Annotated in this window: 10 protein-coding genes and 1 pseudogene; 7 read left to right on the top strand and 4 right to left on the bottom strand. The window is 31.5% G+C overall.

The annotated features are described in order from the left end of the window. Positions 1 to 750: a response regulator gene (locus tag ACLHDE_RS10770; RefSeq protein WP_415396419.1), complete on the bottom strand. Its 750-nt coding sequence runs from the start codon at positions 748 to 750 to the stop codon at positions 1 to 3. A gap of 112 nt (positions 751 to 862) precedes the next feature. Then, entirely contained in the window at positions 863 to 1,825 is a 963-nt protein-coding gene (locus ACLHDE_RS10765) for a 5'-nucleotidase (RefSeq protein ID WP_415396418.1), read from the bottom strand. Between the two features lie 97 nt (positions 1,826 to 1,922). Here ACLHDE_RS10765 and ACLHDE_RS10760 point away from each other — a divergent pair, with 97 nt between their 5' ends. Genes ACLHDE_RS10760 through ACLHDE_RS10750 form a run of 3 tightly spaced genes read left to right on the top strand, consistent with a single transcriptional unit; the run spans position 1,923 to position 5,137 of the window. Further along, positions 1,923 to 3,374 carry a DUF3365 domain-containing protein gene (locus tag ACLHDE_RS10760; protein WP_415396417.1) on the top strand — a complete coding sequence of 484 codons (1,452 nt, stop codon included), beginning with the start codon at positions 1,923 to 1,925 and terminating at the stop codon, positions 3,372 to 3,374. Further along, positions 3,375 to 4,637, top strand: a complete 1,263-nt coding sequence (locus ACLHDE_RS10755; RefSeq protein WP_415396416.1) for a response regulator — start codon at positions 3,375 to 3,377, stop codon at positions 4,635 to 4,637. Positions 4,638 to 4,681: 44 nt separating this feature from the next. After that, entirely contained in the window at positions 4,682 to 5,137 is a 456-nt protein-coding gene (locus tag ACLHDE_RS10750) for a YaiI/YqxD family protein (protein WP_415396415.1), read from the top strand. Here the strand turns inward: ACLHDE_RS10750 and ACLHDE_RS10745 are convergent. Next, complete coding sequence (locus ACLHDE_RS10745; RefSeq protein WP_415396414.1) at positions 5,134 to 6,081, bottom strand: WD40 repeat domain-containing protein; 948 nt, start codon at positions 6,079 to 6,081, stop codon at positions 5,134 to 5,136. The genes ACLHDE_RS10750 and ACLHDE_RS10745 overlap by 4 nt on opposite strands. Positions 6,082 to 6,472: 391 nt before the next feature. On the opposite strand from ACLHDE_RS10745, the gene ACLHDE_RS10740 reads away from it, so the two are divergent. Beyond that, positions 6,473 to 7,342, top strand: coding sequence for a DUF808 domain-containing protein (locus ACLHDE_RS10740; protein ID WP_415396413.1), 870 nt, complete (start codon positions 6,473 to 6,475; stop codon positions 7,340 to 7,342). On the opposite strand, the gene ACLHDE_RS10735 is transcribed toward ACLHDE_RS10740, so the two are convergent. Beyond that, the gene (locus tag ACLHDE_RS10735) at positions 7,306 to 7,602 is read right to left on the bottom strand and encodes a hypothetical protein (RefSeq protein WP_415396412.1); all 297 of its coding nucleotides are present in this window, start codon (positions 7,600 to 7,602) and stop codon (positions 7,306 to 7,308) included. The two genes, ACLHDE_RS10740 and ACLHDE_RS10735, sit on opposite strands and share 37 nt — an antisense overlap. A 127-nt stretch (positions 7,603 to 7,729) precedes the next feature. Here ACLHDE_RS10735 and ACLHDE_RS10730 point away from each other — a divergent pair. The 3 genes and pseudogenes from ACLHDE_RS10730 to ACLHDE_RS10720 all read left to right on the top strand — a co-directional run bounded on the left by ACLHDE_RS10730 (position 7,730) and on the right by ACLHDE_RS10720 (position 17,365). Continuing rightward, a pseudogene (locus ACLHDE_RS10730) lies at positions 7,730 to 9,271 on the top strand (ShlB/FhaC/HecB family hemolysin secretion/activation protein). Positions 9,272 to 9,280: 9 nt separating this feature from the next. Then, positions 9,281 to 17,095 carry a hemagglutinin repeat-containing protein gene (locus ACLHDE_RS10725; RefSeq protein ID WP_415396411.1) on the top strand — a complete coding sequence of 2,605 codons (7,815 nt, stop codon included), beginning with the start codon at positions 9,281 to 9,283 and terminating at the stop codon, positions 17,093 to 17,095. After that, positions 17,096 to 17,365 carry a hypothetical protein gene (locus tag ACLHDE_RS10720; protein ID WP_415396410.1) on the top strand — a complete coding sequence of 90 codons (270 nt, stop codon included), beginning with the start codon at positions 17,096 to 17,098 and terminating at the stop codon, positions 17,363 to 17,365. Positions 17,366 to 17,385: the final 20 nt, after the last annotated feature.

Genomic DNA, 17,385 nt, shown 5'->3' with positions numbered 1-17,385 from the left:
TTATTCTTCTATATAATAACCTATACCTGAAGCATTTTTGATGATATCAGTCTCAAGTTTGTTTCTTAGTCTCCAAACAAGAGTTCTCACGCTGTTTTCTGTTGCACCATGTTCATCCCAAACATAGTTCATAGCTTGCTCGAAACTAACAACAAGTCCTAGTTGTGCTACAAGTAGACGTAAAAAAGCATTCTCTTTTTTGGTAAGTTTTATTTTCTTTCCATTATAAAATGTTTCACACACGCTAATGTCAAGATGGTAATTGTTGCCAAAAGGAACTATAGGTTTATCGGAAGCTCTTTTTGAGTAAAGAAGCTTCTCTAAATTTATTTTATCAACTTTTAGTGAGTCGATATTGTCTTTTCTTTCGTTTTCAATTTCATACTTGAAAATAGCCATCTGAATGGTTGCATGAAGAGAATTAGGATCAAATGGCTTAACAATGTAGCCATACGGTTCAGTCAGTTTTGCTTGAGCAATAATGTCATCATCACTATAAGATGTTAGAAAGATAAATGGAATATTATGCTTTTGACGTACTACTTTAGCTAGTTCTATTCCATCATTACTTTCATCGAGAGAGATATCTATAATGACAAGATCAGGCTTATATGCTTGAATCTTGTTTTTTGCCTGAGTAGCATTATCACAAACAGCAATTACATTGTAGCCATGTTTTTGAAGTGATAAATTCAGATTTAGTGCTGTAATTTCATCATCTTCTACAACTATAATACTATTCGTAACCATTTATAACCCTTTTTTATATCAAAAAATAATAATTATTTTGTGATAAATTAGAGTTTATTATAATATAACTTTTTGTTATTTACAATAGAAAATAGAAAATATTATAGCACTGTTACGAAATCACACTCTTTTTTAGTTTGGAAGATGATGGATATAACACTTTTCCACAGGGTACAACTAATGATGATGTTTTAAGATGGACATCCTGATCATCAAAAAATATGTGAGCTTTAAAAGCTTTTAAAATTTTACTTTTCTCAATTCCACCTAGAAAAAAAGCTTCATCTACATAAACTCCCCAATGTCTTAAAGTCTTAATTACTCTAATATCTGATGGAGCATTTCTAGCTGTAACTAAAGCTATGCGAACTGGTGAAAGCTCCATTTTCATAGGAAGTCTCTCTTGAAGTCGTGCCAATTTCTTTAAAAAAGATGCGAAGGGTCCTTCATTCATAGGAATATCTTGTGAGTTGTGCTCGTTTTCATGAAAAGCTTCTATTCCATTCGTCTTGTAAACTAGCTCACTTGTTTCATCAAAAAGAACAGCATCTCCATCAAAAGCAATTCTGACTTGTCCATCTGGTATATCACATTTATATTCAGGAGGAGTAGATAAAACAGCAGAAGCACATACTTTTTTATTTATAACTTTTTGTGCATCAGACTCATTTGTCGTTAAAAATAGATCAACATCGAATGCTTCTAGATAGTCTGCACTTGACTCTCCGGCAGTAAAAGCAGAGCGTGTTATATTAAGATTTAGTTTTTTTATATTATTTAAAACTATTACTCCAGTGTCGGGAGAGTTTCTTGACATTATCACAACTTCGACAAGTGGAGAATCACCTTTTTTTTGATACTTATTCAAATCTAGCAAAGCTTTAATAAGAGGATATCCAATGCCTTTTTCTAATGGTTGACTCTCATTTTTTAGCATATACTCTCTGTACATTTGAATGGCATTTTCCGGATTGTTTTTGTATTCTTGTGCAAATAAATTATCTTCTTTTGATAAATCAAATAGTGCAGTAGCTGAGATACCAATAACAAGTGTGTTTTTTAAATTATATGCCAATAAATATCCTTTTGTCTTTAGGGTTATTGGAATTGATTATACTAAAAAAAATCTAATTTTTATGATATTATTGCTAAATATTATAATGGGGATTTAAATGTTAGATAAATTACTTCAAAAAATGACAATAATCTTTATCGTCACTTATTTATTTGGTTCTACCGCTTTTTATGTAATTCTTGATGTTTATTATGAAAAAGAAGCTTATAGGTTAATCAGACAAAATGTACTTTTATCTGAATCTATGCAGAAGTATGTTTCAGACTTTCAAAAGCCTGCAACTTATGAATTAATAAATGATTACAATATTTCAAAAGATTATTTTAATCCTGCTATTTTGTCATCTACTTTTATTATTGGACATGTAGATAAAATATTTCAGCAAAAGATAGTAGAACAAGAATATATTGTTGATAAAATAGAATTTAAGTTCGCAAGTGACAATCCTACAAACCCTCTAAATAAAGCAACTGCTTATGAATCCAAAATATTAAAATTATTTAATGAAACTGATATCAAATCATATACTGAAAAAATAGAACTTAATGGTAAAAATTATTTCTTTTTTGCACTTCCGAGTAGGAAAAATACTAAAGCTTGTCTAAGGTGTCACGGTGATTATAATGATGCTCCAAAAGATATGCTTAAGATGTATGGAACTAAGAATGGATTTAATGAAAAAGAGGGACATATTCGTTCTATAAATGCTATCTATTCTGCTGTTGATTCAAATAATGATAAAATAATATTCTTCTGGATTGTTGAAGCTTTAATGCTCTTTGTTTTTTTAAGTATATACTTCACAGTTAGATACTTTGTTGTGCAACTAAATAAAAAAGATCAGTTTATAGCAAAACAGTCTCGTTTTGCTGCTATGGGCGAGATGATAAGTATGATAGCTCATCAGTGGAGACAGCCACTTACGGGAATGAGTATGACTACAAACAACCTGCTTTTAGATATAGAGTTAAAAGATATTGACGAAGTAAGGTTTAGTGAAAACTTAAATCTTATAAATAAGCAGATAGCTTATCTATCCCACACCATAGATGACTTTAAAAACTTTTTTAAACCTGATAATAAGGAAGAACTTGTAGATGTTAATGCCATTATAGATGAATCGTGTCATGTTATAAGCTCAACACTTAAGAGTAATGCAATTAATTTACAGAGAGATTACGATGATGATGTAAACATAATTACAAAGAAAAATGATCTAATACAAATAATTTTAAATCTTGTTAAAAATGCTATGGATGCTTATGTTGAAAATAAGATAGAAATAAGAGTTATTAAACTATCAACTAAAAAAACAAAGGAAAATATAGAGATAATTATACAAGATAGTGCAGGTGGAATTCCTAAAGATATTTTAGATAAGATATTTGATCCATACTTTAGTACAAAAGATAAGAAAAATGGTACAGGTTTGGGACTCTATATGTCTAAGATGATTGTTGAAGATCATCTTTTAGGAACTCTTAGTGTTGAGACTAAAGATGATACAACAAGTTTTACAATTATAATACCGGTAAAAAAGGAGATATAAGTGGACATAAATATTGTAAAGTTAAAAAAATATGCTTCAAAATGTTCCGTACTATATGTTGAAGATGATGAAATTATCCGTACGCAAACAGCTAGTTTTTTAGGTCGTTTCTTTACTGATGTAGTTTTGGCAGAAGATGGAGTTATAGGACTAGCTAAGTATAAAGAGCGTAAATTTGATGTAGTTATCACTGATATTAATATGCCAAATATGAATGGTATAGAGATGATAGAGGCTATAAAAGAGATACTTTATACTCAGATAATACTTGTGACATCAGCCCATAATGACAGTGAATATTTAATGAAACTTATAAATCTTGATGTAAGTAGATTTGTACTTAAACCTTTTAATAATAAACAGTTTTTATATGTACTTTATAAGATAGCAGAAGAGCTTACATTTGAAAACGAGAGAAAAGAACTTCAAGAAGAGGTAGTGTCACTTTCTAAAAATGCTCAAATAATCGTAGATGAGATTAAAATCGGAATCATTACTATAAAAGACAATGAAGTAAATATGGCTAATAGAGCTTTTTTAGATATAGGTGGATTTGATTCATATGATACCTTAAAACTTGAGATGCCAGAAATAGGCGTGCTTTTTGAAGAAGCTTCCCACTGTGTAAATGCTACTTCAAATAAAGATCTTATAGAGCAGCTAGAGCAGTTGGGTGATGATGAAAAAAAAGTAAGAATAATTAAAGATACAAAAACATATGAGTATCAGGTCACTTCAACAAAACTAGAGGAGGAAAATAGTTATATACTTACCTTTAGTGATATTACAGCTATTCATAATGCACTTTATAATGATGAACATACAAAACTCCCAATCAGAAAATTTGTTTTAGAAAAAATAGAACTTTTAAAACAGGGGGTTAGTGAATTAGGTGTAATCATAGTGAGAGCAAAAAACTTTGAAAATATTGCAAAATGGTATGGTAAAGCAGAAGCTACTGCTGTTGAAGTAGAATTTTCTACTATTGTAAAGGCTGTTAAAAATGAGCAGTTGCCAAATGCTTTTATTGGGTATTTTGCAGAGAATCAGATAGTAATAATCTCGGATAAATATGATATGAGTGAAACATATAAAATACTCAAAGGTATAGACATATCAACAGAGACACTATTTACTAAACATGATAGAACAGATTTAAGGTTTCATCTATCAACGCAGGCTGAATTTCTAAAACTTGATACAAGTAAAGAGTTAAATGCTCTAGAAGTTGACTTGATTAATGCTTTTGATTTTATGCAATAGTATAATTACATTTATAAAAACTAAAATGAAAAGAGAAATTGGAATTGATTAATATATATTTAGACGGAGATGCTTTTCCAAATCTTTTAAAGCCTATCTTATTCCGTTCCATAGAGAGGCTTGGGCTTAAAACTTTTGTTGTTTCAAATAAAAGAATAGACATAGGCAAATCTAATAATATAACTTATATAATAGTAGATGCAGGAGCTGATGAAGCTGACCATAAAATAGTTGAGATGGTGCAAGAGGGTGATTTGGTAATTACAGCAGATATTCCTTTAGCAGATAGAGTTATAAGTAAAGATGCTCACGCAATAGACCATCGTGGAGAGTTATATAGTATTGATAATATCAAGCAATATCTTGCAATGAGAGACTTGATGGAGAAAATTCGTGAGAGTGGAGAGCTAACAAGAGGACCAAAACCCTTTTCACAAAAAGATGCACATGAATTTGCAAATCAATTAAATAGTTTTTTAGCTAAATTTGTGAAAAGTTAGTCCAATTTCCAGTAAAAAATCTCTCTACGACCTTCAGAACTAAAGAGTTCTTTTTCATTTAAAAATCTTATCTGATTTACAGGCTTATCATGACCGACAAGACGATCCCCTTGAATCTTTGTAGTTGGGTTAAATAGTTGCAGATGATGTTCTTCCCCGCTTGTATAGACACCTGTTTTTGCACTTGGACTCAGACCAACGCAGTAGACCAAAAAATCACTTTTAATGTGGTAATCTTTTTGCCCGTTTTGATACACAGCCATACGTCTGTCTTGCCCAGCTGTTAGAACTACACCGTTGCTGTATGCTACATGAAAAATATTATCAACATTTTGTGAATTGTAAGTCTGTTTTATCTTAGAACTCTTAGCATCTAGAAGCTTAATAGCACCACTTTCATCGGCAATAACTATCTCAGTTTTGTCAGGACTCAGCATAATATCTCCTAGTGTGCTCTGTGAAACCTGCGTTTTGTAAATATTGTACTGTTCTTCTCTGTCATGGAGTATGACTTCTGAACCTAAAGTTCCAAAAATAATCTTTCCATCACTTAAGAAACGTGCTTCTTTTATAGTGAGTTTTTTCTCTTCATCTATTATATTTTTGAGTTCATGGTTTTCATATATCCAGACATTTCTAAATGAATCTTTTCCGATGCTAACAATAAGAACTTTTCCATTTAGATAATCAACGCTCATGATATTGGCAGCTATGAGTTTATTTAGAGCAGTAGTAATGGGAGGTAAAACAATTTGCTTAACCATCTTTTTTGATTTTAGATTAAATACATCTACTGTTCCCATATCATTTGCAGCGTATAGATAATTTGCATCTACAACAAAGTCACTTACATAACCAATAGAACGTAATTTGAAAGTAGGAGTTATGTCTTTAGCATCTAATGAGTGTAGCAGTAATAAAATGATAAATATTAGTTTAAACATAGAGGCATTATACAAGATTTTTTTAGATAATTGTGAAAATTTTAGCGCATTCCCACCGTCCTCGATGGGAATGCATATTTAAGTAAAAAATGAACTTTCCAGACGAAGGATCATCCTCCTCCATCGTTAAACATTATATTTATTCTCACCATTTTTAAAAATCGTTTATTTTGATCAACCTTTGGGCAATTAGTAATTGCAACATCAATACGAGTTAAACCATCTTTCATAATATATCCTCACTATTTAAAGTATTTTCATACTTAGGTGTAGAAGTAAATAAAATTGTGTGAATCCAAGTATTGTAAAGCAAAAAGTGTTCACAAAAATACTTTTTCGTGATTTAAGTATATTTATATTACACTTCACTGATTAAACATGAAGGAATATAATGGCGACAGGGTTTTTTGCTGTATTTGATGATATTGCGGCGCTTCTAGATGATGCAGCTGCTATGAGTAAAGTGGCTACTAAAAAGACAGCGGGCATATTGGGTGATGACTTAGCCGTTAATGCACAAAAAGCTTCTGGCTTTGCATCATCTAGAGAGCTTCCTGTTCTTTGGGCTATAACCAAGGGTTCTTTTAGAAATAAATTAATGATACTTCCTGTAGCTTTTTTACTTAGTGCTTTTGCATCTTGGATAATAGTACCTATTTTAATGCTTGGTGGTGTATATCTTGCCTTTGAGGGTGCTGAGAAAATTTATGAGTACTTTTTTCCTCATCATAAAGAGAAAAAAAGAGATATTCAACAGTCTCTCTCAAAAGAAGAGATCCTTGAAATAGAAAAAACAAAAATTAACTCAGCGATACTTACAGACTTTATACTCTCAATCGAGATAATCATAATGGCTCTTGGAACAGTTTTAGACAAATCACTTCCCATCCAAATTATAGCCGTAACTGTCGTAGCTGTTCTAGCAACCATAGGAGTTTACGGCATTGTTGCTCTCATAGTTAGGATGGATGATTTTGGGTTTAAGCTTATAGAGACAGCTAAAAGTGAAAACAGCTTACAAAAAAGCATCGGTAATGTGCTAGTCCAAGCCCTGCCAAAAGTAATAAGACTTTTAACAGTAGTTGGAACACTCGCTATGATTTTAGTAGCAGGTGGTATATTCACCCATAACGTGCATCAGATACATGACTTTTTACATGTACTTCCTAGCATCGTTGCAGAGTTACTGGTTGGATTGGCTATAGGGACTGTCGCAGTTTTGGTTCATGGAGTGTTTGTGAAGCTTGTAAAAAATAAATAAATTAAAATTACACACCTCGTATAAGTAATGCTATTGCTAAAAGTCACACACACAACATAATCTCCGCTGTTAAGTTGATAGTGAGCCAATGCCTCTGGATTTGAAATATAATATTTCATATCATTTGCAGCGTATAGATGATTTGCATCTACAACAAAGTCACTTACATAACCAATAGAACGTAATTTGAAAGTAAGAGTTATGTCTTTAGCATCTAATGAGGGTAGCAGTAATAAAATGATAAATATTAGTTTAAGCATAAAAACTACCCATATTAAGATTTTTATTAACGATTAGTTAACATTAATAGCGTATAAGCTCAAACTTAAAGTTTTATAAAGAAAATCACATTATAATAGTTTTTATGATTATAAATAGTTTGTATATATGAATATCTTTATAAAACAGTTTTTAACTATTACAATACTTGTGCTTACTCTAAATCTTCAAGCAGAAGACTGTATAAAACTAAAACAGATAAATGTAGATGAAAGTGAAATACTTGACTCTAAAACTAAAGATAAATTGTTTGAAAACTACTATGGTCAATGTTTAGAGAGTGATTCATTTAAAAGTATTTTAAGTATTCTTTCTAATTACTATATTAATAATGGATATATAACGACTAAGCCATACCTCAAAGAACAAAGTATTTTAGATGGACAAGTAGATATCTCAGTTTCAAAAGGGATAGTTGAAAATATTATAGATGCTAACACCAGCAAAACAAACGATAAAATAAAAACAGCCTTTGCCCTTCAAAAAGGTAATCTTTTAAACCTAAGAGATTTAGAGACATCTTTAGAGATGATGAACCGAGTTCCATCTACAGATGCTAAATTTGAGATAAAACCTGGAACAAAACAAGGCTCTAGCATAGTTGAGATAAAGACTACAGAGAGCTTTCCTTTACACTTTAGTATAGGTGTTTCTGGAGAGAAAAATGTATACGATGACAGTATGTATTTAACAGCAGTAGTATCACTAGATAATCCACTGAAAATTAATGATATATTAACACTTAGTAGTAATGGTAGTAGAATCCAACAAGACTATCAAAGTTCATCTGGTAAGGAACTAAACTACTCATTTCCTATTGGTAGTTATTTAATTGAGTTTATATGGTTCGACTTTTTATATAAGCAAAGAGTCTTAGGTATAAATGACATATATATTGCAGAAGGCTCTACAATAGGAACAACTTTTAAAATAAGTAAAGTCTTATTTAGAAATAAAAACAATAAATTACAATTAGCTGTATCTCTTCAACATAAAAATACCAAAAATTATTTTTCAAATGAGTTAATAGATGTCTCCAGTTACTCAACAACTTTAGGGCAAATTGATTTAACCCATACATATGTTAAAGAATGGGGACAGTTAATCAGTAAATATAGTTTTCACAGAGGTTTGGACTAGTTTGGTGCTAGAAATGACAGCTACTTTAGCGGTGACACAAAAGAAAAACTACAATTCACAAAACATACTATTAGTGAATATCTTTATTATTATATTCCAGATAGTACATATCAGTTAAATTCAAATCTTTACATTCAATATTCAGAAAACTTTCTTTATGCCAACAACCAGCTGAGCGTAGGTAGTTACTATACAGTACGAGGATATGAATCTTCATATTATGGTAATACAGGCGCATATCTAAAAAGTGATTTGATTAAAACATTTCGTCCTACGCTAAATACTACATATATAAAAACTATTTCTCCTTTTATTGGAGTTGATTATGGATATGTTAATTGTCAAGATACAAATGAACCAGCTTGTGGAGATTTAGCAGGCGCAGCAATTGGATTTAAAACTGAATCGCAGATGATAAGTACAGAGTTCACATTTAGTAGAGCTATTAAGAAAGTTGAACATTTGGCTATTGAAACATTATTTCGATACAACATAAACTTGAAATTTTAGGGGAAGAAAATGAAACATCTAAAACAATCACTAGCAATACTATTATCATATGCATTAACCTTTATGCCACTACATGCGGCAACTCTTCAAACTGATGGTACAACTAACACTAACATAGATAAGGCTGGAAATGGTGTTCCAGTTGTAAACATAGCAAATCCAAATACTACAGGACTATCTCACAATAAATTTAGTGAATACAATGTAGGTAAAGAAGGTCTTATCCTAAATAACTCTAGAGATACAACAGTAAATACTCAGCTGGGTGGTTATATTTACGGAAATAGTAATCTAACTTCAAATGCAAAAGTAATTTTAAATGAAGTAACAAGTACATCAAGATCTCAGCTTAATGGTTATACTGAAGTGGCAGGACAAAGAGCAGATCTTATCATTGCAAATCCAAATGGACTAAGTGTAAATGGGGCAGGGTTTATAAATACGTCAAACGTCACTCTAACTACAGGTACTCCTATTATAAATGCCGGTAATTTAAAATCTTTTAACATTCTCGGTGGAGATATAAGTATAGATGGAGATGGACTAGACTCTATGGGACAAGATAGTACATCTATATATACTCATTTTCTGAAACTAAATGCTAAAATGCATGCAAAAGATTTAGATATAAAACTAGGTAAAAACAGCATAGATGCCAATACTAAACAAATCATATCTTCTACAAATAGTAATGAGGTAGCACTACTTTTAGATGCATCTGCTCTAGGTGGAATGTACGCAAATAGAATCTCTTTAGTAGGAACAGATAAAGGTTTAGGTGTAAACCTGCCTCCAGAAGTATTAGCATCTGCTGGTGAAATAACTATTACAAATGATGGAAATATTAATCTACAAAAGATAAGTGCAAGTGAAGACATAAAAATAATAGCTTCAAGCGGTAATATAGAACTAAATGATAATCTTTACTCTAAAAACAGTACAACTCTTCAAGCAAATAATGATGTTAAAATAAATAACGGGACAATAGCTTCTAAAAATTCTGTAGATATAAAATCAGATAATCTTATAAATAAAGCCTCAGTAGTAGCTGGATTAAATGAAGATTATACTCTTAATAGTACTGGTGTATTGAGTGTCACAACTAAGCAGATGACAAACAGCGGTAATCTCCAAGCTAGTAAAACCCTAAACCTAAACACAGCAACACTCTCAAGCACAAATGGAGAGATGTCAGCAGAAGATGTAAACATAGTAAGTGATAGTATAGACTCAGCAAATACAAATATACTAGCAGTAAATAATCTAAACCTAAGTGTAAAAAACAAACTTGCAAATGGTGGAACAATACAAGCAAATGAAACTTTAACTATTAACACGGCTGAGCTTGAAAACACAAGTGGCAATATCATAGCAAATGATATAAATGTAGATGCAACAACTAGTGTTACAAACAGCGGTAATCTCCAAGCTAGTAAAACCCTAAATCTAAACACAGCAACACTCACAACTACAAGTGGAGAGATATCAGCTCAAGATGTAAACATAGTAAGTGATAATGTAGACTCAGCAAATACAAATATACTAGCAGTAAACAACATAGACCTAAGTGTAAAAAACAAACTCACAAATAGTGGAAAAATTCAAGCAAATGAAACTTTAACTATTAACACGGCTGAGCTTGAAAACACAGATGGTAATATCATAGCAAATGATATAAATGTAGATGCAACAACTAGTGTTACAAACAGCGGTGAAATTAATTCAGATAACAATCTTAAATTAAAAACACTAAACTTAACAAATAACAATATCATGACATCTTTAGGTGATATTAATATAGATTCCCAAAACATAGATAATACAAATGCTCAACTTCTCGCAAATGGTAATATAGCTATAGTATCAAGAAATAGCATCATTAATAACTCAGGAGTAATTAAATCAAATAATGATGTAAGTATAGAAGCCACTACTCTAAAAAATAATAACGGAAATATAGAATCTTTAAATAATCTATATATAGATGTAGATAATATTATAGATTTAACAAACTCAAACCTATATGCTAAAAATGATTTTACTTTAAAACTAAATACATTAAATAATATATCAACTTCTTCAATAGGTTCGGGAAGAAATCTAAATATAGAAGCAACTGATTATATAATAAATGACTCCGATATATTGGCAGATGGTAGTTTAACTTTAAATACAAGTGGAACACTTACTAACCAAAAAACAATTGCTTCAGCTAATGATTTATTTATTACATCAAACTCACTTACAAATAATCGAACTATATTTAGTGGTAAGGATATGTATTTATATACAAAAAACAATTTAATCAATAATCAAGATGCTCTCATATTAGCTGTAAACAATTTAAAATTATCAGAAAGTGCTACTAATTCTAAAACAAAATTAATTGAAAATCGATCAGCAAAAATTGAAACAATAAATGGTGATATAAATATATTTGCAAATAGCTTTAAAAATATAGTAACAAAAGCACCAACAAAAAAGAGTTATGTTGAGAGTTCTGGTTTTATCGGACTAAGGTACATGCCTGGAAGTAGAAGAACTTATGAAAATAGAACTATAACAATTGAGTACTTAGATAAAACAGGTTATATACCTTCTACCTTAATAGCTGGTAGAAATATTTATGTAAATGCCGATACGAATAATGAGTACTCATTAATGGCTGCATCTGGAAATCTACACGTTGCAGGTTCATTGAGTAATTCAGCCAACTTAATTGCGAATAAGATAATCCGAACTACTGGATATGTTCAACAATGTATGAGTAATAGTTGGCCTAGAAGTGGTTGTTCTTGGTATCATAAGTATAACACAGACGTTACAACTTTAACACAACTTGATAGTGCAGACTCTACTATACAAGCAGGAGGAAGTATTAGCGCAGATGTATCTAGTTTAGTAAATACTACAGTAAAAAAAGATGAAGATATAACAAGTGCAACAACTATAAATAATGAAACAGATATAGTTACTAATGGAAATAAAGATGCTTTACTTACACCCATAGTTGTCCCAAAAGATGATTACGGATTATTTGTAAAAAACAAGAATCCTCTATCTAAGTTTTTAATAGAAACTAATCCAAAATTTGCTCTTTATGATAACTTTATCAGTAGTGATTATATGATGAGTAGAATTGATTATGATTCACAAGCTACAACTAAAAAACTAGGAGATGCTCTTTATGAAAATACAATTATAAGAGATAGTATATTTAAACAAACGGGAAGAAGATTTTTAAATAAAGATATAAAAAATGACAACGATCAGTATAAGCTTCTAATGGACAATGCTATATCTACTAGTAAGGCTCTAGAGCTTAGTCCTGGTATCTCACTTAATAAAGAACAAATTAATGCGTTGACACAAGATATAGTTTGGATGGAAGAGCAAGAAATAGAGGGGATAAAAGTACTTGTTCCAGTTGTGTATATAGCAGATGCTAGTAAGTATAGACTAGAAGGTGCCAGAATTATTGCTGGTGAGAGTATTAATATAAATGCTAGTGATAGTGTTTCTAATATGTCTGGAGATATCATTGCAGGTGAAAATATAAATATACAAGCAACCAATGATATATTAAATATAAGTGCAAACATAAAAGCTAAAAATATAGATTTAAGTTCTACAAATGGAAATGTAGTAAATAAACGCTCTGCTGAGGAAGTGAGTTTTTCTGCAATAGGTTCAAAAGGTAAAACAACCTTAGTGGATAAAGAATCTCAAATAATAGCTTCAAATATTTTAAATATAACTGCTGCAAAAAATATTAAAATACAAGGAAGTAAACTTCAAGCTACAGATATAAATTTAAAAGCAAAAGATATAGACATAGCTACGACTATAGATAAAAAAGAATTTGCAGGTGGTGATGCAGATAACTATGTTAAAGAAAAATCTACAACCCATTTAGCATCTAACTTAGATGCTAAAAACATAAATATAAACTCCAGTGACACTACAAGCATCAAAGGTTCTAATCTAAATGCTACAAACGACATAAACATAAAAGCTAAAAAACTAGATATTTTAGCTGTGAATAACTCTACTAATAAAGAAAGTAAATCATCATCTTCTGGAACATTTAGTTCAAGTTCTACTACAACTAAAGAAGCAACTTCAACAAACATTGCCTCTATTCTAAGTGGAAAAAACATAAAACTAACTACAACAGAAGATGACATAGACGTAATAGGCTCAAACCTAGAAGCCAAAGAAACACTAGCACTTGATAGCGCAAAAGATATAAATATAAAAGCTGGTTATGAAGTAGACTACTCTGAGACTACAACTGTAAAGACAGATATGTTTGATGGTAATAACCTTTACAGTGCAAGTATGGACAATGTTGGAAACTATGATAAAACAGCAGTATCTTCAAACCTAAAAGCAACAAACATTAGTTTTAAATCAAACACCACAAATATAGAAGGCTCAAACCTAGAGGCAGATGGAAGTATAGATATAGACGCAAGTGACATTAACATAAAAACAGCTAAAGAAGAACATAAAACATGGGAACAACATGAGAAACTTTCTATTAGCGCTGATCAAGCTTTAGAAGGACTTGGTAACTTAGGGCTAAATATGGCTACTTTAGGTCAAGCGAAAGCAGGTGGAGATGATTCTGATATCATCAACATAAAAGCTTCTTACTCTAAGACACAAGAAGAAACTAAATCTATAAAAAATGTAGCTTCAAACATAAAAGCAGGTGAAGACTTAACTTTAAAAGCAAATGATGGTGACATAAATATAGTAGGTTCGAACTTAGCTGCAGGAGCAGATGCAACACTAGATGCAAGTAATGATGTAAATATAGTAGCCGCATATGATAAAGATAGCCATAGCTTTAAAGAGACAAGTGGTGAAGTAGAAGTAAAACTAACATCTGATGAAGGAGTTGAGACAAAAATAGACCTAACTCTAAAAGATGAGAAAGAAGATATATCTAAAGCTCTTGGCTCAACCATAGCATCTGGTTCAAACTTAGTTATAAAAAGTAAAAATGACACAAGCATTATAGGAAGTGACTTAAGTAGTATGGGAGACACTTCTATACAAACAGGCGGTGAGTTAAAAATAGCCGCAGCTAAAAACACAAGCACTAAGTCAGTTGATAACCTAGAAGTTCATATATATGGTGGAGGAGTCCCAGACATACAAGTAGGAGATGGGCAAGTAGAAGCAGAAATAGGTCAAGCAACAATAGATAAAATAAAAAAGACAACTAAAGAGACAACAGCATCTCTTAGCTCAGTAAACTCAAATGCAAACATTGAGATGGACAGTGAAAAAAGTATAAGCATAGAAGGGGCAAACCTAAGCGCTAAAGAAGATGTAATACTTACAGCTAAAGAAGACATAACTATAAAAGAGACTAAAGAGACAAACGAAGTAGACTCAGAAGAACTCCATGGAGTTGCTACAGCGAAGGTAGTAGTAGCAAATGAATATGCAAAAATAGCTTATGCATTAGAGGGAGTAAAAGTAGCTAAAGATGGAGTAGGGATAGCAAATGACAAATATGATGAATATAAAGTTGAAGTATCTAAACAAGAAGCCAAGCTCGCAGAACTTGAACAAAAGTACGAAGCTAAAACAGGCTTCATAGAACTAGCAGATGTAGAAGAGTTTAAAGAACTGCTAAATGACCTAAAAGAAGACGATAAATATTACCAAGCAAACATAGCCCTAGCAACAACAACACTTGCCACAAAAACAACAGCACTTTTAGCTCAAACTGCAAAAGCAGCAACTTCAAGTGCAAGCTACGGTATGAGCGCATCTCTAGAACTAGATATAGATGCCATAGAGACACAACTAAAAGAGTATGAACAAAGAAGTGTAGCCTCAAATATAGCAGGTGATAATATCGTCATAAACGCTAAAAATAAAGCAACCATACAAGGAAGTAATCTCCAAGCAAATAACAACATAGACATAGATGCTAAAACAACAGATATACTAGCATCTAAAGATAACCATGACCAAAGCGAAGATACTCAACACCAAAACGTAAACATAAGCATAGGAACATCAGGCTTTAGTATGAGTGCAAGCGCAGATAACTCAGAGTCTACAAATGTACAAGCAACACATGCAAACTCAGACCTACAAGCAAATAACATAAATATCAATACAAAAGAGACAACAACCATAAAAGGTGCAACTATTAAAGCAGAGGATACTCTAACTCTAAATAGTAAAAACCTAGAAGTAGCATCTGTTCAAAACACAAGTAAACAAAAATCACACTCTGAAGGTGTAAGTGCAGGAGTAGGAGGAGGAACTCTAACTAGCCTAGGAGCAAATGCTTCAAACTCAGATGCAAAAGCTAAAGAGACACTCCTTACAAGCCTAACAGGTAATAAAGTAGATATAAACACAGAGCAAGAAACAAGACTAAGAGGTGCAACCATAGCCGCAGTAGATGCTGATGGAAATGACAACTCTAACCTAAACCTAAAAACAGATACTCTCTTAGCATCTAGCCTTAACAACACAAAAACTTCTAAAAGTACATCTGTAGGAATAAACCTAGGAGGAAGCGCAAAAGAAAATACACTTTCAAACGTAAGCTTAGACTACTCAAATGATACAACTAACTCAAAAACAAAAACTCTAGCAACCTTAGGAAATGGTAATATCCAAATAGGTAATAAAGAAGATTCTGATACTAAGATGCTAAACACAGATATAGCAAACAATGAAGTAGATATCTATAATATAAGTAGTCATAAAGGTCTTAAGGGTGAGCTGGATACTAGGCTTCTTACTGAGAACGGTAGAAATCAGATAGCAGAAGACTTACTAAAATCAAGTATGATAGTTGACACTATAACGCAAATAGTTACAAATGAAACAGTAGATGTAACTGACTTCTTCTCAAATACTGCAAAAGAAAACACTACATATGAAGCTGTAAAAGAAAAAATAGCACAAGACCCAGCTTTAGCAAAAGCCTTAAGTAACCCTGACTTAACTCCAGAGCAAAAAGAGCAAATGATGGATGGTGTTACAGATGCTGTAATGATAAAACTAGGTTATGAAACACATGATAATAAACTAATAGCTACTGATGAGAAAGGAAGAGATAATAAAGATATAAAAGGTTATCATTCTTTAGATACAAAAAACTCATACATAAATGAAACAAATATAGACAATGGAAATGAAGGACTAATAGAAGTAGCAGGAACTGAAGCACAACGCTCTATAGATAGACAAGAAGGCTCAACGTTTAACCAAAGCCAAGAGTACAGAGATGATAGATCTGACTTTTCACAAAATGTAGGAACAAATATATCAAACTATACGAATTTCGCACTGAATCTAACAGGGCAAGATTCTATGACAAACTATAACAAAGCAAGAGTAACAACAACCCCATCAATCTTTAATACCGTAGCCGCAAACAATGCTGAGTTTGCTGGGTTGGATAAGAGTAGAGGGGATAATTTTCCGTGGAGTAAAGAACCAATCTATGCTACTGGAGGAAAGGGTGGAGTTCTAAATCCTAATTTATCGTTTTTTTCAAATGTTTATCCAACACGCATCCCACCCATCCCACCAAAAACAAATGCTAATCCAATTTCTGGTTATACAAAACATGGACTAAACCAATCTATAGGAAGAGATGGTGGTATTGGTGTAAAACCAAAGGCTATTCTTGATGCAGTAAAACACCCTACAAAAGTGCCAAAAAATCAAAATAATGGTGCTACTAAATATACAGGAAAAAATGCTACAGTTGTTTTAAATAAAAATGGAAAAATTATTACAGCATGGCCAAAAAATTCAAAAGGACGTAGAAAATAGATGAATTATCAACTAAAAGAAAAAGAATCAAAAATTTTATATGAGATATTAAAAAGATACAAAAAGCTTAATTTAGTAATTAATACTAATAACAAAATAATGATTCCTTATAAAAATTTTGAAGAAGTAATGGAGTTCTTAGGGGACTATATTGCTGAATATGGTATTAGTAATGATGAAATTAATAGAGAAGGAAAGATGGTAGATGATTTAATAACAGTTTTGTTAAAGAACAAAAATCTTAAAAGTGATAATAAGATAGAATCATAAAATAAAGATTATAGGATTAA

The organism is Sulfurimonas iocasae (assembly GCF_047716755.1).
GTDB lineage: Bacteria > Campylobacterota > Campylobacteria > Campylobacterales > Sulfurimonadaceae > Sulfurimonas.
Note: the sequence above shows the minus strand (reverse complement) of the source record. Positions and strands in the feature narration are given on the sequence as shown.